Source organism: Paraburkholderia sp. Ac-20347, assembly GCF_017104805.1.
Classification (GTDB): Bacteria; Pseudomonadota; Gammaproteobacteria; order Burkholderiales; family Burkholderiaceae; genus Paraburkholderia; species Paraburkholderia tropica.
In genome coordinates, this window is the sequence record NZ_JAAGPN010000147.1 from 1 (window position 1) to 20,652 (window position 20,652).

Below are 20,652 nucleotides of genomic sequence, written 5' to 3' on the forward strand. Positions count from 1 at the left end.
TCCCGTGCTGGCCACGCTGATGGGCGCGGCCAGCGGCGTCGCCACCGCCGCCCTGCTGGCCGTCACCAACCGCACGCTGCAAAGCGGCCACGCGCTGCCCGCGCTGCTCTGGAGCTTCGCGGGGCTGTGCGCGATCGCGCTGATCGGCGAAGTGGTGTCCGACATCGGCAACAACATCGTCGGGCAGCGCGTGATCGCGATGCTGCGCAAGGATCTCAGCGAGCGCATTCTCGCGGCACCCATCGGCCAGATCGAACAGTTCCGCAGCCATCGCCTCGTCACCGCGCTCAATCAGGACATCGATACGATCAGCGGCTTCTCGTTCATGTTTTCGAGCCTCGCGATCGCGACCGCGACGATCGTCGGCTGCCTCGGCTATCTGCTGGTGCTCTCGCCCGTGATGCTGCTGGTCGCGCTCGTCGCCATCGCGCTCGGCTCGATCGTGCAGACGCTCGCGCGGCGCGCGGGCATCGCGCGCTTCGGTCTCGCGCGCGCCGCGGAAGACCGGCTGCAGAAGCACTATCGCTCGATCACCGAAGGCGCGAAGGAACTGCGCCTGAACGGCCCGCGCCGCCGCTTCGTCTACGAGCACGAACTGAGCGGCACGATCGACGACATCCGCCGTCTGCGCGTGCGCGCGGCGAACGTGTTCGTCTCCGCGAATGCGTTCGGCTCGCTGCTGTTCTTCATCGTGGTCGGCCTGATGCTCGCGTTTCAGAACGGCGTGGCGGGCGCGGATCGCGCGGTCACGACCGGCTTCGTGCTCGTGCTGCTCTACATGAAAGGGCCGATCCAGGAGATCGTCGGCGCGTTGCCGGTCATCGGCCGCGCGCAGGTGGCGTTCCAGCGCATCGCCGATTTGCAGGCGCGTTTTTCGACGCGCGAGCCGGCACTCGTGGCCGCTGAAAAAACGCAGACGCCCGCGACGGCGACGACAAAAACGAGCACCATCGACTGGGAAAACTTCACGACGATCTCGCTCGATCACGTGCATTACCGCTTCGCCGCGCCGCCCGCCGCCGACCAGGACGTCACCGGCACCGACGGAGCAACCAGCGCGCCCGGCAGCTTCGAACTCGGTCCCGTCGACCTCACGATCGCGCGCGGCGAAACGCTCTTTATCGTCGGCGAGAACGGCTGCGGCAAGACCACGCTGATCAAGCTGCTGCTCGGCCTCTACCGGCCCGACTCGGGGCGTTTGTGCGTGGACGGACAGCCCGTCGACGATCGCGATCTCGACGCGTATCGCCAGCGCTTTTCCGCGCTGTTCTCCGACTACTACCTGTTCGACACGCTGATCCCCGGCGAAGCGCGCCTCGGCGCCGACGCGCAGCGTTACCTCGAACGTCTGGAGATCGCGCACAAGGTGCAGGTGCGCGACGGCGCGTTCACGACCACCGACCTCTCGACGGGCCAGCGCAAGCGCCTCGCGCTCGTGCATGCGTATCTCGAGCAGCGCCCGGTGATGGTGCTCGACGAATGGGCCGCCGATCAGGACCCGACGTTCCGCCGCATCTTTTACACCGAGATCCTTCCGGACCTGAAGCGTCAGGGCAAGACGCTGATCGTGATCTCGCACGACGACCGCTACTTCGACGCCTCGGACCGCTATATCCGCATGGAAAACGGCCGCATCGTCGAGGAAGTGCGGCCGCAGCGCGCCGCGCGCACCGGCACGCTTTGAAGTTCGCGCCCAAGACCTGAACCGACCCTCGCGTGGAGGCCACACCGCATGTCAACCATCGTCACGCAACCGGATTCGACACGACGCTACGGCGCGCGACGCGCGCGCAGCACCCGCAACACCCGCGCCGCTTCGCTCACGCCGCTGTTCACGACACATCGGCTCACGCGTAGTTTTCCCGCGCAGCTCGCTGCGCCAGGCGCGGGCGAGCTGCATCTGTGGCGCTTTCGCGCGAGCTGGCTGCCCGTCGCGATTCACGAAAGCGAGCATTGGCTTTCGGACACCGAGCGCAACCGCGCACGCCTGCATCCGAACGCCGCGCAGCGCCATCGTTATGTCGCGAGCCGCATCATGCTGCGCTGGATCGGCGCGAATCTCTGCGGGCTCGCGCCGCGCGATGTTTCGATCGTCGACGAATACGGCGAGCAGCGCGGCGCGCGGCTCAAGGTCGGCGACCAGCATCTGAATGTCGACATCGCATTCGCGGGCATCTGGGTGCTGATTGCGATCGGGCAGCCCACGCTCGGACTTGGCGTCGCGATGCCGCGACCGGGCAGCGACTCGCAGCAGCCCGCGAGCGAAAGCCCGCAACGCCGCGCGCGCGCCAATGTGTGGGACACGTTGCGCAGCAGCTTACGGCGCACGAAGGACGAAGCGCGTCAGCGCCATGCCGCGCGTCTCGCGAGCATGTCGGCCGCGATGCAGCGCACGGACACGGCGGCGTCCGGCACTTTCGTGCGCATCGACACAACGGACACGCTCGACGCACTCGATGCGCACAACGCGCACGATGCCCTCGACAAGCACGGCCCCGCGCTCTGGCTCGATCTCGACGATGACGGTCGCTGGCACGTGATCGATCTGCCGATGCCCGGCGAGATTCACGGCGCGATTTCCGTGGCGCAGCGCATCGAGCAGATTCACGCGGTCGGCTGGTTCGGGCCGTAATTGAATGAAATTGAATGAGCGCGGCGCAATCGATCGATGCGCGCGCAAAGACCCTGTACGCAACAGTGCTTTCGCTCTGTCATCAAAAATCGAAATTCACCATTGCGTACAACGTGCTTAATTATCAGCGGCTCCTTTCCTAAACTTGGCATGACATGGCGCGAACTCGAATTCGCGCCGTCGATACACGGCATGGCGTTTTATCTGCGCTATCGAGCATGACGAAAACCTCGTTTTGCGTCGTTTATGTCGAAAATCCAGTCCAATAATGGAGGAGCAAATCATGAAATCCATCACCAGCACGCTGTTCGCAGCCGCTGCCGCCACGGCTTTGATGATGTCGGGCGCGGCATTCGCGCAAAACAACACGCTCGCGACGCCGAGCGTGAAATCGCCGGTCGCGCCGCCCGCAAGCGGCTACGGCACGCCGGGCCTCGCCAATTCCGATAGCGGCGCCGGTTCGTCGAATGCGAATCAGGCGAATGGCGCGAATTCGAACACGACGTCGATCGCACCGGCTTACGGCACGAACAACACGCTCGCAACGCCTTCCACGAAGTCGCCTTCGGGTCAGTAAGCCGCGAAGTCAATCCCAATGGATTGACGCCGTTGCCTCATAAAAAAACCGCTGCCTTCACGGGCAGCGGTCTTTTTATCGCAAGCGGCTTTAATGCACGCTAACCCGCGCGCACGACTTTCGGCTGAAACGCCTTGAGGCGCGAGCCGTCGCCCGCGGCTTCTTCGCGTGGCGCGAGCGTCGACAGATAACGCAGACAGCACACGCGCAAAAACGACGCGAAATTAAACGGCTCGTCGCCGCGCAACGCGTGCAATTCGTCGTAAAGCTTGACGGCGAATTGACTCGTGGTGAGTTGCTCGCGATGCGCGATTTCCTGCAGCACATCCCAGAACAGATTTTCGAGTCGCACGGTGGTCACCACGCCGTGGATGCGTAGCGCGCGCGTGCGCGGTTCATAAAGAATGGGATCCGCGTTGATATAGATTTCGCACATTGGATCGGTTCCTTTTTTTGCTGTCGGGTTCGCGCGAGAGCAACGGCCGTTGCGCATTACGTAACGCAATACTCTCAAATCCTGCACCGCCAGGCTATCCCTTCCTGCACGCGTGCGCCGCGAAAATTAAAGCGTAATGCGCGTGCCGAGCAGCGCGAGGAATTGTGCGAGCCAGTTGGCGTGCGAGGTCCAGGCGGGCGCGGTCACGAAATTCGCGTCGGTGATGGCATCGGGCCAGTCGAGCGCCACATATTGCCCGCCCGCGAGTTTGACTTCGGGCGCGCAGGCCGGGTACGCGGAAATCCGCCGTCCTTCGATCACGCCCGCCGCGGCGAGCAGTTGCGCGCCGTGGCACACCGCGGCGATCGGCTTGTTCGTTTCGGCGAAATGGCGCACCCAGGCAATCACGGTTTCGTTGAGCCGCAGATATTCGGGCGCGCGGCCGCCGGGCACGAGCAACGCGTCGAATTTCGCGGGATCGATCGAGGCGAAATCGGCGTTCAGCGTGAAATTATGGCCGCGCTTTTCCGTGTAGGTCTGATCGCCTTCGAAGTCGTGAATCGCCGTGCGGATGACATCGCCCACGCGCTTGTCGGGCGCGACCACCGACACCGAATGACCGACCGCCGCGAGCGCCTGAAACGGCACCATCAATTCGTAATCTTCCACGAAGTCGCCGGCGAGAATGAGAATGCGCTTGGACATGTTCCGTTTCCTGTCTGTGATGCGGTGATGAGCGGGAATGCGGAAAACACTGTAGCAAGCGCGGCGGCGCGACGGGTAATAGAGGGTTAAATGCGAGAGGGTTAAATGCGGTCAGACTATTCGACGCAGTGCAGCCGCATACGCCTCTAGTAAAGCGTCTTCGTGCCGGAGATCGGCAAGACCGTGCGTCCGCCCACCTGAGGCGCGCTGCCGGGCCGCGCGCCGACGCCCTGGACGGTCGCCGCGCCACGCACGAAGGTGCGCAGAATGGTCTCCGCGCGCGGGTTCGGCTCGCCGCGCGTCAAGGTCGCGGCGTAGCGCTGCCAGTCGGGGTCGTCGAGCTTGAAGAGGCAGCCCGCCATCAACGCGAGAGACGTCGGATTCAGGGTCTGCGCGGCTTCGAGCCGCTTGAGCAGGCGCACCGCGCCAATCCAGTCGGCGTAGCGAATATGCAGACGCACCGCCGCGAGACACACCGGCGGCCATTCCTCGCAGAGCACGTCGATGCACGCGAGCAGATCTTCGAGCTCGTCGCGCGAGGCGCAGGACAAACCCGCGTCGAATATCCTCAGCAAGAGCGCGGTGACATGCGCCGGGCATCGCCGGTATGGGGCATCGGTGAAATCGGACGCAATCCGATCCAGCATGACGTTAAAGCACTCCGTCGAATTCATGGCAAAAAAGCGCCGATCGTCGCGACGCAAACCGCTTGTCGATCACTTGTGGACCGATTGTGAATCGATCCGCAGCGCATCGGCACGCGAAACTTCGCAAACTCATACATCGATTCCGCTGCCGACCCGGCGCGCAAACCGGCGCCCTATATCGTCGGGAGAGTCAAGGCGGTGCCATTCCGCCTGCATGCCCTGCATCGTCAGGCTCATTGCACTTTCGCGGAGGTCAGATGAACGATTTCACCGTGGGCACCACCGTGCCCCAAAGCACCGGACAAAGCACCGACAGCCTGATCAACTCGCAGCTGCAGACCACGCAGCAGCTCGAGCAGGAGATCGAGCAGCTCCTCATGGAGATCACGCAGGAAGAGAACGCCGGTTCGGATTCAGGCTCGGGCAGCGGCACGAACACGGGCACCAACGCGGGGACGAACACCGGCACGACCACGCAGACCACGCCCACGACCGACAATCTCACGCAGATGGGCAGCGCGGCGCAGCAGCAAGGCGCGCAAACCGGCATGCAGAATTTCCAGAAGAGCGACCCGACCGACTTCAACGCGTTCATGAGCGCACTGCAATCGGGCGACGGCAACAAGGCCACGCACATCCTCGCGGACGCCGTGCGTTCCGGCAAGCTCGACCAGAGCGACGCCGCCGCCATCGGCAGCGATCTGCAGCAGACCGCCAATGAAAACGGCGGCGGCAAGATCAACGGCAGCGCACGCGACGACCTCGCCAATGCGCTCGGTCAGGACGTGCTCGCGAAGGGCGAAACGCGCGATCAATACGCCATGCAGCAGATGATGGGCCTCAAGGCATAGCGCCATCGAACGCCCAACCCCATGGATCTGGACGCCTCTTTCCGACGCCCAATGAAAGCGCCTTGCTCATTCCTTCCGCCTCGTGGTGACCGCGCGCCACTGACCGTCTGCGCGCTTCTCTCGCTCGTCGCGCTCGTTGCGTTGGGCGGCTGCGCGACGTCTGCGCAACCGCCTACCGCGAACGACTCGTTGCCCGCCGATCTGCGCGCGTCCCCCACCGAAGTCCTCAAGGAAGTGCTCACGGCGAACGGCGACCAGACGTATGTCTGCCGCCGCACGCCGTCGGCGGTCGCGGGCGGCTCGCAGTTGCTGTGGGCCGAACAGGGCTCCGAAGCCACGCTGGTCGCCGCCGACAAGCAAAGCGCGGGCACGGTCGTGCCGGGCCCGCACTTCATCGCCTACGACGGCAGCTATGTGATCGGCACGCCGCTCGCCGAACATCAGATCGGCGCGAACACGCTCACGTGGGTGCGCTACAAGGCGAAGTTCGACGCCGCGCGCCGTCCTGGCGAGGGACGTTTCGCCGATGTCACGTCGATCCAGCGCATCGACACCAAAGGCGGTCTGCCGCCGCAGCCCGATTGCACGGTCGAAGGCGTGCGGCTGCTGGTGCCGTATGCGGCGACGTACAGGATCTATCACGAGCAAGGCGTTGCGCCGCTGGCTACTTCTTCAGTCACTTCTTCGACCACGCCGGTCGACTAGGCGGCGCGCGTGCAAACCGGCCTCTTTCTCACCATGCCCGCGCCGCAACCGCAGGCGGCGGCCACACTCTACGCGCGTGCCATCGACATGGCGGAAGCCGCCGATCAACTCGGCTTCTCGCACTTCTGGCTCGCGGAGCATCACTTCACGAATTACTCGGCCTCGTCGCGGCCCTTGCAGTTGCTCGCGCATATCGCGGCGCGTACGCGCCATCTGCGTCTGGGGCCCGCGATCATTCCCGTGCCGCTGCATCATCCGCTGATCGTGGCGGAAGAACTCGCGACGCTCGACGTACTCTCGCAAGGACGCGCCGAAATCGGTCTCGGCTACGGCTACCAGGCCTATCAATACGAACGCTTCGGCATTCGCCGCGAGCGCACTGCCGAGCGCGACGAAGAAGCGATCGACGTATTGCTGTGCGCCCTGCGCGAACCCGTATTCGATTTCGACGGCGAGCACTTCGCCATTCCCCGCACGCAACTGGTTCCGCAGCCGCTGCAGCCGCGCATGCCCGCGTGGCTCGTCGTGAATTCGAGTCGCCGCGAGTCGGTCGCGCGTGCGCTCGCGCGTGGCGCCCATCTCTTCACCGGCGTGCTCGAACCGATCTCGCGCCTCACCGACATGCGCACGCACTATCCCGATCTGTTCGCGCCGTGGCCCGCGACGCGCGTCGGCACGCAGCGGCCCGTCTACGTCGCGCAGAGCGAGGCCGAAGCGAGCGAGGCCATCGAGCACGCACGCTGGAACGGGCGCGCGACGCTGCGTTTGCGTCACGGTGAAGGCGATGTGATCGACGGCGTCGTGCCCGACGCTGCGTTTCCCAACGAACCGTCCGAGCGCGTGTTGCGCGACGATTTTCTGGTGATTGGCACGGCCGACGAATGCATTCACCAGTTGCGCCGCATTCGCCGCGGACTGGGCTGCGATTACTTCAGCGCGAGCTTCTGGTTCGGCGGACTGCAACACGCGCAAGTCATGGCGTCGATGCGCCGCTTCGCCGCCGACGTGCTGCCCGTGCTCGCGGAAGATACGCAGCGCGAGCGCGCGGCCGCGCAAGCGGCAGCGGAGCGCGATGCGTGGAAGCCCGCGCTCGCGTGGTGAAGCCAAGGTTGCGCCAAAGTTACGCCAAAGTTACGCCAATCGATCAAACGCGCTGGCCGGCGGCCTCGACAATCGCCATGAGACGCCGGCCCATCGCCTCCATATTCGCGCGCTGCTGCTCCGCATAGTGCCTTTGCTTCGCGCTCAAACGCTCGCGCACGTCGGCATGGTCCAGTGAATCGATCGCGTCGATGCAGCGTTGCAGCGCGTCGTCGGCATCGCAACGCGCCAGCCAGTTTTCGCAATCGGCTTCGGCCAGCAAGCGGTCGATGCGCGTATCCATCGAAAGCCCGAACACCGGCACGCTGTGCGATAGCGCGAGCACGCTCGCGTGATAACGCGTCGTCACCACGCAATGCGCGTGCGCGACAGCACTCGCGACCTCATCGAGCACGCGTTCGCCGCGCACCACGCACGCCGCCTCGAACGGCAGACGCGCTGCCAGATCGAGACACGCCGCGCGATCCACCTGCTCCATCCCGACGATCACCGGCGTATAGCCGCGCGCGCGCAACGCCGTCGCAATCGCAGCAAAGCGCGCAAGATACGCCTCGTAGCCGCGCGCGCGCGCGTCATCCCACGTATGAAAGTGCAGCAAGCCGTATCGATGCGGCGAGGTCTCGCCACGCACGTCTAGCGCACGGGCGCGCGCAGCATCCGCGCGAACGGGCCACCAGAACGGATTGGTCGGACACAACGCAGCGATGCGCGAGGCACGCGAAACAGCAGGCGCGCGCCATGTCCACGCGGTATCCGCGCCCGCGATCGTCTCGACGCCCAGCTCGCGCAACTGCTCGCGGGCCTGCGCGTTACGGCAGATCACGTGCCCAGTCCGCGCGGCGTGATGCGCGACGAAGCGCGTGAGCGGCTCGCTCATCGCGCCGCTATCGACGCCATACGACACGGCGGGCAAACCATACGCGTGCGCCAGCGCGACGCCGCCAATCAAAATGCCCGACAACGAATCCGAGAACTTCGACGTATAGGTCGAGCCCTCGACATTGACGACGAGATCCGCTTCGCGGATCGCCACGTCCAGCGCGTCCGGCACATAGGGCAAGGTGGGCGCGAGCCGCGGCGTGTGCGCCAGCGCTGCATGATCGAACACATCACCGAGCGCGAACAGCGTGAACGCGGGCTCGCGCGGCGCGAAGATACGCCGCAACTGCGCGATCGTTTCGATGGTGCGCAGGTCCGCGCCGGTATTGCCCGCGCCGTGATAACCGAGCAGCAGGACGCGCGGCCTCGCGCCGTTAGCAGCGGCGCGCGCGCGTTCTGAACCGAGATGGCGCGCCGCGTCGATACGCGTTTGCATGTCGTCGAGAAAGACTGCGTCGGGCGCGGCAGCGCTTGCGTAGCGATGCAACGCGCGATACGAGTTGCGAACGGGGTCGTCGAATTGCGGCCAATCCATCATGCGCCTCCCACTGCGCGAACCAGTTGCTGCATCTGCGCCGCGCCCGAATGGGCGTCGACGGCCAGCTCCACGAGCGTCACGCCCACGTGCGTGCGCGCTTCGATCAACGCGGCGTCGAGCGTGTCCCGATCTTCGACACGCCGATGCGCGAGTCCAAAACCCTGCGCCAGCGCCGCGAATTGCAGCGCATACGGATTGCGGATCGCGCGGCGAAAGCCTGGCTCGCGCGCGACGGGCAGGAAGTCGAAAATCGCCCCGCCGCCGTTATCGACGATACAGATACACGCCGGCGACTCGATGCGCTGCGCCAGAGCCAACGCGCCAAGATCGTGAACGAAGGCCTGATCGCCGATCATGAGCAGACCCGCGTCGCGGCGCGCCAGCGCTTCGCCGAGAAACGTCGCAATCGTGCCGTCGATTCCACTCACGCCACGATTCGTGTAGAAAACCTGATTATTTTCACTGACGTCGTAGCCGATATCGGCGTGACGCACCGCCATCGAATTACCCACGTGGACGAAGTCAAAGCCTGGCGCATCGAGCACACGATGCACGGCCGCGACTTCGCCCCACGCGAGCGAACGCACGCAGGCGCGCCGCTCGCGCGCCGAATACGCCGCCACGCTCGCCCAACGTTCGCGCCAGCGCCACGCGACGGCCTGGCCGATCCGCGTCGTGTCCTGCGCCGCGTTCAACAACGCGCGCGCGAGTGCATCGAGCGCGTCGTTGTTGGGTGCAACCAGCACGTCTTGCGGATCAAGGCCCGGATGCAGGTAATCGCAGGCGATGTTCGACGCTGCGATACGCAACGTGGGCGCGTCGCCATGCTGCTCGAACCACGCATGCAACGCGGGCAGCACGGGCGCGAGGCCGAAGCGAATCACCAGATCGGGACGCGCATCGGCAAGACGCGCTGCGCCGAACACGTCGAAGGCGCTGACGATCAGCGCGCCAGGTTCGCCGCGCGCGGCCGCTTCAGGACTCAATGCGCCGGGTTGCGCGCGCAAACCACTCGCGGCATCGGCGACAACGGGAAAACCCGTCACGCTCGCGAGCGCGAGAATCGCGTCGAGTGGCACAGCAGGCTCCGCGCCTACGACGATCAGGCCCGCCATTCCAGCGACTCCAGCAGACGATTGCGACGCATTGCGCCGACGCGCTCGCGCCACCACGCGCTCAACGGCTGCTTCGATTTCATGCGCGCCGTTGTCGGCAGGCGGTGCGAAGCCACTATCGGTCCAAGGCTGCATGGCCGCCGCCAACGTCTGCGCAGAAACGCCCGACACTTCCATCGCATCGTAGACGCCCGCGAGCGGCACGTTCAGATGGACCGGCCCACGCGTGCGGCGGCGCGGCGACGGCAACGCGTCAGCGCGTGGGGTGTCAATCGCGTCATCGCCATGCCCGAGCATCGCGCGCAACACCTGCGCCACGCTCGCGCGCATCGCTTGCACGGCTTCGGGCGTATCGCGCGGATCGTCGAGATCTACCTGCGCGCGCACGAACGCGCGCGTGGCGCCGCAATGATCGGCCATCTGCCCGAACGACGCGCCGCGCAAGCTACGCGGACGATCGCAGGTGATCGCCACGAGCGCGATATCGCAGGCCTCGGCTTCGATCAGCGCGGGCAGCGCATTCGCGATCGCGGACCCCGACGTCGTCACCAGCGCAACAGGTTCGCCGCTCGCTTTCGCGAGACCCAGCGCGACGAACGCCCCGCTGCGCTCATCGCTGCTCACCATCTCCACGGCAATGCGCGCGTGACGATCGAGCGCGAGACACATCGCGCTCGCACGGCCGCCGGGACACAGCACCGCGCGGCGCACGCCCGCCGCCTCCAGTGCGGCCACGATCGCATCGACCCACGCGGCGTTGAGCGAACTCGATGGCACGCACTGCGTTTCAGGCACGCTCGCCATCACGCCACCTCGAACGACGTGCGGATCGCGATCGTGCGCGCGCCATCGTGGCGGTTCGCGTCGCGCGGATCGTGTCCCGCACGCTCGGCCGCGATCATCGACTCCATGATGCGGCGCGCGCGTATCGCGCCGCGATCGATCGGCAGCAAGGCGGGTTGCGCGGCCCAGAAGTCCGCGTCGCCGATGCATGCCTGCTGCGCTTCGAGCATCGGCAAGTCCTCCAGTTCGAAGGGCTTCATCAAGCCTTCCACCGCATAGCGCACGAGCGCGCGCCCCTCGTCGCCCATCGCTTTCGGCAAACCGAACGCGAAGAAATAGTGCGTCGTACGCGCGGTTTCCGGCGTGAGCCAATGCGCCGACGGCGCGATGCGTCCGGCCTCGCGCGGCTGGCCCGCGCCGGTCACGCCCACCACGATCGTGAGCAGCCCCGGCGGCGTCCACTTGACGTCCATCCAGCGATCCACACAAGTCCCCGCTGCAATGCCGAACCCGTCCGCCACGAAGGGCTGCAAGATCTCCCCGAACACCGCGCGGCGCACCCAAACAGTCTCGCCGAGACTGCCCGCCTGCACGTCGCCGCTCGCGATGGCTTCGCTGCCCAATGTGTCGGGATGCAGAAACTGAAAGTGGCTAAGGTCGAGCAGATTGTCGGCGCTGAGCTGATAATGCGCGCGCGTTTTCAGGTAGCCATGATGCGTGTGGTTCTGCGCTGGATCGACGAAATCGAACGCGGGCAGCAACGCGATATCGGCGCGCGCGACTTCGCCGGGCCAGAACCAGACCGCGCCAAAACGCTCCACGACCGGATAGGCGCGAACGTGCGCCTGCGCAGGCACGCGGCCGTCGCCGTGCGGATTGTGAACGCAGCGGCCCGCGCCATCGAAACGCAGGCCGTGATACGGACATTCGAGCGCGCCGTCGACCACGCGTCCGCGCGACAGCGGCGCGAAGCGATGCGCGCAACGATCGTCGAGCGCATGCGCCACGCCCTCGCCATCGCGATACAACACAACGGGACGATCGAGCAGCGTGCGCGCCAGCGGCGTCGCGCCGTTCAATTCGTCGCTGAATGCGGCCACATACCAGGCGTTTAATAGAAACGACATCAAAGCTCCTATCCACGGTCTATTGCAGTGCTTTGCGCGAATTGTCGCAAAGCACAAAAATTCGTTTAAAGGCCGCATCCGGTGATTCAAACCGACCTCTGTCGCGCCTGAACGGCTTTTGCTCGGCCATGACGCGCCGCACACGCGGCTTTTTGCCGATCGAGTGTAAAGCGCGTTTTTCGCGTTCAGTTTCAATAAAGCTCATTCGGGTGCGAAGCCGCACCACGCGATGCGTAGCCGCAACTCTCAAAAAGTCTGAACTTGCCTTTCCAATTTGAAAGATTCCGCGAAGCCTTATCCATCAATCCTTTATGCGCGCCGCGCGTCAGGATTACCGCGCCGTTGATACGAAGGCGCAATAAATACCGACTTCTTCAATGAAAAGGATTTCATGTGCCGGCCCAAGCAATTAGCCACTTTCGCCAGGCAAACGTTTGATTGCCGTCCTGGATGGGGTTTTATTCCTCATCCGATGAGAAATTTCCGCGAAACAATTCCTTACAACCCTGATTTATGAACAACCGTAGTTTTCGCCATACGCGGTTCAAAGCCGCATCCATGAAATAACAAATGCGGCGCTTGAAGCCTCGCTATTGGAGAGCAAGTTGAAATTCGCTGTGTTGACTAATGATCGAAGGCTGTTCAATCTGATCTGCCTGTGCTTTCTCGACGAATTGATCGAATGCAGCTGCTTCAGCGACGACGTCGCGCTCACGCGCGCCATCTATCGCGAGGACTATCAGGCCATCATCGTGGACGCCGCCACCGGGGTCGATCCGAACCGCGCCGTGTTCGCGCGGCGCGCCTGCTACGACGATCGCCGCGCACCGCTGATCGTGGTCGGCGCGTTCGACGGCCGCGCGGATATCGAGCAGGCCTTCAATGCCGGCGCCGACGACGTGGTGCGCTCGCCCATCGACCGCAGCGAACTGGCCGTGCGCACCCATCTCGCGCGTCGCCGATTCGAAGCGGCTTCGAGCGCGCGCGCCGACGGCGAGATTCGCTTCGGACCATACCGGCTCGACCGGCGCGCGAGCACCGTGCAACTCGACGGCCGGCCGATCCGCCTGACCGTGCGCGAATTCGCGATTGCGTGGCTGCTGTTCTCGCGCGCGGGCGAATACGTGAGCCGCCGCACCATTGCAGGCGCGATCTGGAGCAGCACCGAAGACATCGTCGGGCGCACGCTCGAACAGCACATCTACAAGCTGCGTAAGAAGCTCGAACTCAGTGGCGAGGCCGGCGTGCAGTTGCGCACGATGTACGCGCACGGCTATCGCATCGAGATGGGCGACGAGCAGGAAGACAGCGTGCCCGCCGAGGCGACGCCCACGCCGCCCGCGCCCGAACTCTCCCTCGCCTTGCCCGAGCACGACAGCGCGCCCGTCGTGCGCGCGACGCGCGTGCTCGACGTCCATCACAGCAGCAGCGAAGCGGCCCGCCAGGCGCAGCCGTGGGCCGTCGAAGCCACCGAATGCGCACCCGGCTACCAGGCCAGTTTCAGCGCCGATTTCACGGCCGGCTACAGCACCACACGCACGCCCGATTGCGTCATGCCATACGGCGGCACAGCACGAACCGACAACCTCGCCGCCCACGCCGCGAACGAGCGCGAAGCGAATTGCGCGCCCGCATTGCCGCCGCGCGCGGCACGGCTCGCCAATGCGCGGCGACGCAATTGAACGATCGCGGCGCGCCATGCCTCAGAGATCCAGCACGCGCGGCGTGAGCAGGAACACGCGCTCCATGTGCGAATGGGTGTCGCTGTTGTTGCGGAACAGCGCACCGATGATCGGAATCTTCGACAGCCCCGGCACGCTCGTCACGCCGTTCGACAGATTGTCGGTGCTGTAGCCCGCGATCAGCAGACTCTCGCCTTGCCCGACCACGGCCTGCGTATTGATCTCGCTGCTCGTGATGACGGGAATGCTGTCGACCTGCTGCCCGGTAAGCTGACCGTCCTCGATATGGACGTTCATCTTGATGCGCACCTGGCCGTTCTCGTCCACGACCATCGGCAGCACGCGCAGCGAAACGCCCGTGGAAATGCTGTAAAGATCCGCCGACGTGTAACCCGACACGCGCACGAAGAAGCGCGTCTTGTTGTCCATCACCGCTTCGACGTTGTCGAGCGTCGCGACCTTCGGCGTCGCGTCGATTTTCGCCTTCGAGTCCTCCGCCGAAGCGTTGATGCGTGCGAGCAGATAGCGACCCGCATCGCCGAGCACCGCGGTCAGCGACGCGCCCACAGGCGTCGCCTGCACGACGGTCGTGCCGTCCGCGAGCGTGGTCGTGCCGAAGTTCGGATTGATGTTGCCGTCATAACCGTTCTGCTGATAAGTGCCCGTGCCGGTCTGGAAATCCAGATGGCTGTTATGCGCGCGCCAGTCGATGCCGATCTGCTGCAACAGGTTGTCGTCGATCTCGACGATATGCGCTTCGATCTCGATCAGCTTGGGCCGCGTATCGAGCTGCCCGATCAACGACGCGTACTGGTCGATGCGTTGCGGCAGATCGCGAATCAGCACGGTATTGGTGGTTGGATCGGGCTGAATCACGGGCAAGGTCAGATCGCCGCCGCTCGGCGATGTCCCCTGTCCGCTGCTGCCCGGCGCATTGGCGTAGCCCACGTTGCCCGCCGCGCCCTGGCCCGGCGCAGGCGTGCCGCTGATGAGACCGCCGAGACTCGCATCCGCGCCTTGCGGCATGTTCTGCGGCAAAGGCGGATTGAGCGAACCGCCGCCCGACGTACCGCCGCCCACGTCGGCCATTTGCGGCACGCGCTGCATGTTCGGCGACATCGCGTTCTGCGAGCCGTTCGCGCCGCCGCCCTCCTTCTGCTTCGCGTGATACATGTTCGAGAGCACCGTCGCCACGCCCGGCACCGTGATGGTGTTGCCGTCGATCTGCACCTTGTGATCGGCGGCCCACGCATTCTTGAGCTTGAATACGCGGATCACCGAACCGGTGCGCCGTCCTGCGCTATCGTCGAGACGTCGCGCCACTTCGGCCACCATCTGCACGTATTGCGGCGGCCCGTTCACGATCGCCGTGTCGCCGGCTTCGTCGTAGACCACGGGAAAGCGCCGGTCCTCGATGCCGAGCGACTGCAACGCGCCGCGCAAATCGCCAGGCGCAGCGTGATCGAGCTTGATGACCTGGTGCGTGACATCGTTGGCATTACTGATCGACAACACGCTGCCGTCGTAGAACCACACAAAGCCGAACGTCGAAGAGAGCGTGTCGAGAAAACGTTGCGGCGACATATCGAAGCGCCCCGTCACGGTGCCCGCGACGTTGTTGGCGATCGAAGCCGCCACGCCCTGGCTCGCAGTGAAGTCGCGCAGCACGTCCTTGAGGTCCTTACCCTCGACGGCGACATGGACCGTCGAACTGCGCCAGCGCACCGGCGCGGCGCTGGCCGTGTCGAATGGCGCAAGCGCCAGCGTCGCCGCGAGCCACGCGGCGCAAAACAGCGTTTTCGATTTCATGGAGTCGATCGTGATAATGGAACGAAGGTTCAAGCGAAGAAGCGGATAAAACGGGTGGCGTCAGCGTTCGAGCGTTTCCGAGGGCGCTTCGTGAAACTGCTTGCGATAACCGTTGACGAGCGTCGAGCGGTTCTGCACGCCCCATTTGTTCGCGGCCACCAGCACGCCGCGATCGGCGGCATAGGCGCGCTCGGTCAGCTCGGCGCGAATGCGCTCCATGCGTTGACGGCGGATCAACTCGCTCGGCGAAAGACCGAGAAAATTCTTGAAGGCGCTTTGCAGCGCGCGCTCGGTCACGCCGATTTCCGCGGCGATCTCGCGCACCGAGAGATCGGGCCGATCGAGATTGTCGAGCACATACGAATACGCACGCCGATAACGCGCGGGCAAGCGCGCACCCACGTCGTCGAGTTGCGGGCCGGGCTTCGACACACGGCTCGCGAGCGGCATTTGCAGACTCGCATCCTCGCGCAGACACTGCATCGCCACCAGCGCGTAACGGCTGTACAAGGTCAGCGACTCCTGCGCGCGCCCCTGCGCCTGCCGCGTTTTGGCCGCGCAATACAGGTATTCGATGTGACGATGCCCAATCGCGCCCGCACGCACGAGCGGATGCAGCGGCTCCAGCATCGCGTGCGCGTAGTGCGGTTGCGCGCCCGCGAGCGCGGCCAGCGCGATCTCCAGCCGCAACGTACGCTGATAATCGCCGACGCCCTGCTCGCGCGCCCAGTTCAGATGGTGCTGCAGGCCGCCGATGGCATTGCGATCGGCCAGCGCGGCGAGTTGCAGATGACGCAGATAGTCGATGCGCGCGCGCAGCAGCGGCACACGCACGGCGCGCAGCACCTCGTCCTGCGTGCGCGCCGTCACGCCCGCCGCGCCCGATTGCCAATAAACGTGATCGCTCAATTCGCTCGCGCAGCGCAAGGCCGTTTGCACTTCCAGATCGAAGCGCAACGTGGCGGCGAGATCGTGCCAATGGCCGTCCGTATCGTCCACGTCTTCATCGAGGCGATGCACGAACTCGTCGAGCGCCTGCAAGGCCTCGCTGGTTCGCCCCAGTTCATGCAGCGCGCAGACGATGCCGAAGCGCGCCTCCGCCGCGCGTGCCGGCTCGATGCCGGGTTCGTCGACCACACGCGCGAAGCACGAAAGCGCGGTGCCGATCCGATGCCGGAACAGCGCCTGCCACGCCGCATTGCGGCACGACGAGGCGCGTATGTCACGCTTCGAACTCCGAATCAGTTTGAGCGAGCGCCGATAGGCTTCCTCGGCTTCCACTTCGACGCCCAGCAGCAGTTGCAGATCCGCGTGCAATTGAAGGCCATGCAACGCCTGTTCGCCCATGCCGGCCGCATTCGTTTCGTCGATCCAGCGGCTCGTCAGATGCGAGGCGGCCAGCAGCTTGCCCTCGCGCAACGCGAATCCGAAACGTTCGGCCTGATTTGCTGGCACGACCGGATCCGGCGTGGCGAGTGAAGAAACCAGCGGGAAATACAGCATCGAAAACATAATCGACTCCTTGGTTGCATGGCACGCTGGCTGACACGGCGCGCATGAACTCAATGTACCGGAGCGATTTAGTCAGAACTTCAATTAATCTGATTTTTAGGCTCTATTTGAGGACTGTTGAGATTCGAAGCGGGATTTGTTGAGGATGTTCCCGGAGCAGGCGCGATATTTTTGCTTTCGGCATTTCCATTCGTCATCGTGCGCAAATCCTCGGCGAAACCGCGCAAGGTAATCTGCTCTTTCACCTGATCGACGAATATCCCCGCAAAGAGCGCGAGCATCAGCACGGTGACAGCGCCCTTCACGGGCTGACTCAAGGTCATGAGATCGAGCTTCGACGCCGATTTCGCCGCAAAACCAAAGGCAAAATCGATCAGCAGCAGAATGAACATCATGGGCGCGGCGAGCTTTGCGATCGTCTGCATCAGCGTATCGGTCTGGTGCAATACGAACGATTCGAGAATATTGCCCGCCACCGGCGTAGACGACGTCAACGGCCACCAGTGATACGACTCATACAGCGTGCCGAGCAAAAACGTCATGCCGCCCAACGCCCAGAACGATACCGATGCAATCTGCGCGAGCAGCGTGGCCGTGGGTGTCGATTGCTCCTGGCGCATCGGATTCGTAATCTGCACGTTGTTATAACCGGTCAGGTCGTCGATATAGGTGCCCGCGCCTTCGGCCACCCAGAACACGATCGACGCCGCGTAACCGAGCACCACGCCGATCATCGCCTCGCGCAAACCGACTTCGAACAGCTTCACGCCGTGCAACTCCTGAATGAACGAAATGGGCTGCCCATACGCCACCCACGAACTGAACAGCACGACCACGGCGTTGCGCACGACGCCCTGCATCACGCCGTCCGCGGTGGGCGGAAACATGAACATGATGATGAAAAGGCGCAGCGAACACACGCCGAGCAGCGTGATATAGCCGACGATCAGCGTGCCGAGTTGCGGCAGCGCGGAAACAATATCGTTCATGCGGCCACGCCCCGCTCGCGAAAGCGCCGTGCGAGCGCGGCTTCTTCGGCCTCTTCGTCGGCGGCGTCGCTGGCCGCTTCGTCCTGCTTGCGGAGAATCTGCGTGATGCGGTCACCGCACAGGTCGATGCGTCCCAGGTTCTGCTCGATCTCGCGGCGCGTTTGCGTCATCGCGTCTTCGCTCTCACGCACCAGCGTTTGCGCTTGGGCGAGCGCGGCGTCGAGCACGCGCAGCTTGTCGGTGACCACGTCGATATAGCGGCGGCACGCGGTCAGCACGTCGGGCGCGAACGCTTGCGCGCCCGTCATCATCGATTCGATGCGGTGTTCGTAGAAGCGCAACACCTCGGCTTCGCGCGCGACTTCCTGCGCCTTCGCCTCGCGCGCGCGTTCGCGTTCGGCCAGCGCGTTGCGATGCGCGGCGAGCGTCGCGCGCAACGTGTCGTCCAGACGGCGGCGGCGTGCGAGCGAACGCTCCAGCGCCATCACGCGCCGGCCCGCGCCGCTTCTCGTGGCGGCGCTCATCCGCCCGTCTCCGCGAGCGCATAGAGTTGCGCTTCGGTATCGCCCGGCGGCGCGTATTCGTCGGTGCGCTGCGAGAGAAACGCCTTGATCGCAGGCGCTTTCGCGATGGCTTCGTCGGCGAGCGCATTGCCGCCCGGCTGATATTCGCCGATCTGCAACAGCATCTCCACCTCGCGATGCTGCGCCATCAATTCGCGGATGCGCGCCGACGCGCCCACGAACGAACCGGGCACCACTTGCGGCATCACGCGCGACAGACTTGCGAGCACGTCGATGGCGGGATACTGATTCTTCGCCGCAATCTCGCGCGAGAGAATCATGTGGCCGTCGAGAATACCGCGCACTTCTTCGGCGATCGGATCGCTGCCGCTTTCGTCTTCGGCGAGCACGGTGTAGAGCGCGGTGATCGACCCCGTCGCGCCCATGCCCGCGCGTTCGAGCAAACGCGGCAGCTCCGCGAAGATCGACGGCGGAAAGCCGCGCCGCGCGGGCGGCTCGCCCGCGGCGAGTCCGATCTCGCGTCCGGCGCGCGCGAAACGCGTGAGCGAATCCATCATCAGCAGCACGCGCTGGCCGCGGTCGCGAAAGTATTCGGCGATCGCGGTGGCCACATAGGCGGCTTTGGCGCGCTCCATCGACGAACGGTCCGAGGTCGCGCACACCACAACGGAGCGCGCCATGCCTTCTGGGCCGAGAATCAGCTCGACGAATTCGCGCACTTCGCGCCCGCGCTCGCCGATCAGCGCGATCACATTCACGTCGCACGACGCGCCGCGCGCGAACATGCCGAGCAGCGTGCTCTTGCCGACGCCCGCGGGCGCGAAGATGCCCATGCGCTGACCTTCGGCGAGCGTCATCATCGCGTCGACCACGCGCACGCCGGTGGGCAGCGGCGCGTCGATCATGCGGCGGCTCATGGGATCGGGCGGCGACGCGAAGATCGGCCGCATTTCGTCGGATTCGATGGGCGGGCCGCCGTCCACGGGCTCGCCGAGACTGTCGATCACGCGCCCGAGCAGCATGTCGCCGACCTTCACGGCGAGCGGCCGCGCGAGCCCGATCACGCGCGTCGAGCGCGAGATGTGTTCGAGTCGCGCAAACGGCGAAAGCAGCGCCACGTCGCGCGTGAAACCGATCACTTCCGCGTGCTGCAGCAATTCGCCATTGGGCGCGCGCAACTCGCACAGTTCGCCGAGCGAGAGGTCGAGGCCGCCGACCTTGATGAGCGTGCCAATCACTTCGAGCACCTTGCCCGTGCGCGCCACGGCGGGCGCGGCGAGAATCTCGCGCTCGATGTCGTCGGTCAGGCGTTCGAGGTCCACGCTGTGTGCCGTCCACGACGCGCTCATACGGCCTCCGTCGCGGACGCTTCGCCCGCGCTTTGTTCTGGTCTTTCGTCGGCGCTTGAACTGTCGAACGCCTCGGCCGACGTATGCGCCGAGCGCTTGAGCGCGCGCGACACCGCGCTGCGCATCGCGCGCAACTGCATGTCGAGGCTGGCATCGACGGTGCCGAAATCGGTTTCGCAGACGCAACTGCCGGGGTCGAGCTGCTTGTCCGCAATCACCGACATCGGAATCGCCTGGCCCAGATCGCGCCAGCGTGCGGCGAGCCGGTCGAAAGCCGCTTTCGCGCCGTCGAAATCGCCGGGACAGACGGCCACGCGGAGATACGTCGCGCCATCGACGATACGATCGACGGTCGCGAGCGCGCGCTCGAACAGCGCTTCGTGCGACTCCACGCGCACGATCTGCTCGACCGCCGTGGCGACGATGTTCGCGAGGCGTTCACGCATGCTCGACTGCAGCCGGTTCTGCGCGTCGGCGGCGTGCGCGAGACGCTCCATCCAGTCCGCGAGCGCGCGCTCGCAACCGTCGCGATAGCCCTGCTCGCTCGCTTCCGCGTAGTCGCGCTGCGCGTTCGCGACGATGTCGGCCGCTTCGTCGCGCGCGTGGTCGATCAGCGTTTGCGCCTGCGCGCGCGCCTCGTCGAGCAACGCGGCGCGCTCTTCGACGAGCGCGGCGCGCGCGGCGTCGAGCG

The 20,652-nt window shown here is 65.1% G+C and carries 20 protein-coding genes; 7 read left to right on the forward strand and 13 right to left on the reverse strand.

The genetic code is table 11. The annotated features are described in order from the left end of the window. From G3N97_RS24315 to G3N97_RS24325, 3 genes are all read left to right on the forward strand, one after another. The coding region (locus G3N97_RS24315; RefSeq protein ID WP_205995493.1) for a cyclic peptide export ABC transporter at positions 1-1,684 on the forward strand (1,684 nt) is incomplete at its 5' end. A gap of 48 nt (positions 1,685-1,732) precedes the next feature. Then, a complete protein-coding gene (locus tag G3N97_RS24320) occupies positions 1,733-2,632 on the forward strand; it encodes a hypothetical protein (RefSeq protein WP_205995494.1) in 900 nt (299 codons plus the stop codon). 283 nt (positions 2,633-2,915) lie between these two features. Continuing rightward, positions 2,916-3,209: a hypothetical protein gene (locus tag G3N97_RS24325; protein ID WP_205995496.1), complete on the forward strand. Its 294-nt coding sequence runs from the start codon at positions 2,916-2,918 to the stop codon at positions 3,207-3,209. Positions 3,210-3,309: 100 nt separating this feature from the next. On the opposite strand, the gene G3N97_RS24330 is transcribed toward G3N97_RS24325, so the two are convergent. The 3 genes from G3N97_RS24330 to G3N97_RS24340 form a co-directional block, all read right to left on the reverse strand. After that, positions 3,310-3,645 (reverse strand): ribbon-helix-helix domain-containing protein, encoded by a 336-nt coding sequence (locus tag G3N97_RS24330; RefSeq protein WP_065060764.1) that lies wholly within the window; start codon positions 3,643-3,645, stop codon positions 3,310-3,312. A gap of 126 nt (positions 3,646-3,771) precedes the next feature. Then, positions 3,772-4,350: a DJ-1/PfpI family protein gene (locus G3N97_RS24335; protein WP_110327298.1), complete on the reverse strand. Its 579-nt coding sequence runs from the start codon at positions 4,348-4,350 to the stop codon at positions 3,772-3,774. Positions 4,351-4,496: 146 nt separating this feature from the next. Further along, positions 4,497-4,997 (reverse strand): HrpB1 family type III secretion system apparatus protein, encoded by a 501-nt coding sequence (locus G3N97_RS24340; RefSeq protein WP_205995498.1) that lies wholly within the window; start codon positions 4,995-4,997, stop codon positions 4,497-4,499. A 257-nt stretch (positions 4,998-5,254) separates the two neighbouring features. Between G3N97_RS24340 and G3N97_RS24345 the strand changes: the two genes are divergently transcribed. The 3 genes from G3N97_RS24345 to G3N97_RS24355 all read left to right on the forward strand — a co-directional run bounded on the left by G3N97_RS24345 (position 5,255) and on the right by G3N97_RS24355 (position 7,654). After that, on the forward strand, positions 5,255-5,848 hold the full coding sequence (locus tag G3N97_RS24345) for a hypothetical protein (protein ID WP_205995500.1): 594 nt from the start codon (positions 5,255-5,257) through the stop codon (positions 5,846-5,848). Between the two features lie 189 nt (positions 5,849-6,037). Continuing rightward, positions 6,038-6,553, forward strand: a complete 516-nt coding sequence (locus tag G3N97_RS24350; RefSeq protein ID WP_205995502.1) for a DUF3455 domain-containing protein — start codon at positions 6,038-6,040, stop codon at positions 6,551-6,553. Positions 6,554-6,562: 9 nt separating this feature from the next. After that, a complete protein-coding gene (locus tag G3N97_RS24355) occupies positions 6,563-7,654 on the forward strand; it encodes an LLM class flavin-dependent oxidoreductase (RefSeq protein ID WP_205995504.1) in 1,092 nt (363 codons plus the stop codon). 43 nt (positions 7,655-7,697) lie between these two features. On the opposite strand, the gene G3N97_RS24360 is transcribed toward G3N97_RS24355, so the two are convergent. Genes G3N97_RS24360 through G3N97_RS24375 form a run of 4 tightly spaced genes read right to left on the reverse strand, consistent with a single transcriptional unit; the run spans position 7,698 to position 12,301 of the window. Then, on the reverse strand, positions 7,698-9,068 hold the full coding sequence (locus G3N97_RS24360) for a polysaccharide pyruvyl transferase family protein (protein ID WP_205995506.1): 1,371 nt from the start codon (positions 9,066-9,068) through the stop codon (positions 7,698-7,700). Beyond that, positions 9,068-10,990 carry a 2-succinyl-5-enolpyruvyl-6-hydroxy-3-cyclohexene-1-carboxylic-acid synthase gene (gene menD, locus G3N97_RS24365; protein WP_205995508.1) on the reverse strand — a complete coding sequence of 641 codons (1,923 nt, stop codon included), beginning with the start codon at positions 10,988-10,990 and terminating at the stop codon, positions 9,068-9,070. The genes G3N97_RS24360 and menD overlap by 1 nt, the downstream gene beginning before the upstream one ends. Beyond that, the gene (locus G3N97_RS24370) at positions 10,990-12,096 is read right to left on the reverse strand and encodes an aromatic ring-hydroxylating dioxygenase subunit alpha (RefSeq protein WP_205995510.1); all 1,107 of its coding nucleotides are present in this window, start codon (positions 12,094-12,096) and stop codon (positions 10,990-10,992) included. The genes menD and G3N97_RS24370 overlap by 1 nt, the downstream gene beginning before the upstream one ends. Before the next feature lie 19 nt (positions 12,097-12,115). Further along, on the reverse strand, positions 12,116-12,301 hold the full coding sequence (locus G3N97_RS24375; RefSeq protein WP_205995512.1) for a hypothetical protein: 186 nt from the start codon (positions 12,299-12,301) through the stop codon (positions 12,116-12,118). A 412-nt stretch (positions 12,302-12,713) separates the two neighbouring features. Here G3N97_RS24375 and G3N97_RS24380 point away from each other — a divergent pair, with 412 nt between their 5' ends. Then, entirely contained in the window at positions 12,714-13,778 is a 1,065-nt protein-coding gene (locus tag G3N97_RS24380) for a response regulator transcription factor (RefSeq protein WP_346778113.1), read from the forward strand. 21 nt (positions 13,779-13,799) lie between these two features. On the opposite strand, the gene sctC is transcribed toward G3N97_RS24380, so the two are convergent. From sctC to sctL, 6 genes are all read right to left on the reverse strand, one after another. Beyond that, the gene (gene sctC, locus G3N97_RS24385; RefSeq protein WP_205995516.1) at positions 13,800-15,587 is read right to left on the reverse strand and encodes a type III secretion system outer membrane ring subunit SctC; all 1,788 of its coding nucleotides are present in this window, start codon (positions 15,585-15,587) and stop codon (positions 13,800-13,802) included. Between the two features lie 60 nt (positions 15,588-15,647). Beyond that, positions 15,648-17,099 (reverse strand): helix-turn-helix transcriptional regulator, encoded by a 1,452-nt coding sequence (locus G3N97_RS24390; RefSeq protein ID WP_205995518.1) that lies wholly within the window; start codon positions 17,097-17,099, stop codon positions 15,648-15,650. 80 nt (positions 17,100-17,179) lie between these two features. Beyond that, positions 17,180-18,088, reverse strand: coding sequence for a type III secretion system export apparatus subunit SctT (sctT, locus tag G3N97_RS24395; RefSeq protein ID WP_205995520.1), 909 nt, complete (start codon positions 18,086-18,088; stop codon positions 17,180-17,182). After that, positions 18,085-18,612 carry a type III secretion protein SctO gene (locus G3N97_RS24400; RefSeq protein ID WP_205995522.1) on the reverse strand — a complete coding sequence of 176 codons (528 nt, stop codon included), beginning with the start codon at positions 18,610-18,612 and terminating at the stop codon, positions 18,085-18,087. The genes sctT and G3N97_RS24400 overlap by 4 nt, the downstream gene beginning before the upstream one ends. After that, the gene (gene sctN / locus G3N97_RS24405; protein WP_205995523.1) at positions 18,609-19,961 is read right to left on the reverse strand and encodes a type III secretion system ATPase SctN; all 1,353 of its coding nucleotides are present in this window, start codon (positions 19,959-19,961) and stop codon (positions 18,609-18,611) included. The genes G3N97_RS24400 and sctN overlap by 4 nt, the downstream gene beginning before the upstream one ends. After that, the coding region (gene sctL, locus G3N97_RS24410) for a type III secretion system stator protein SctL (RefSeq protein ID WP_205995525.1) at positions 19,958-20,652 on the reverse strand (695 nt) is incomplete at its 5' end. The genes sctL and sctN, both read right to left, overlap by 4 nt.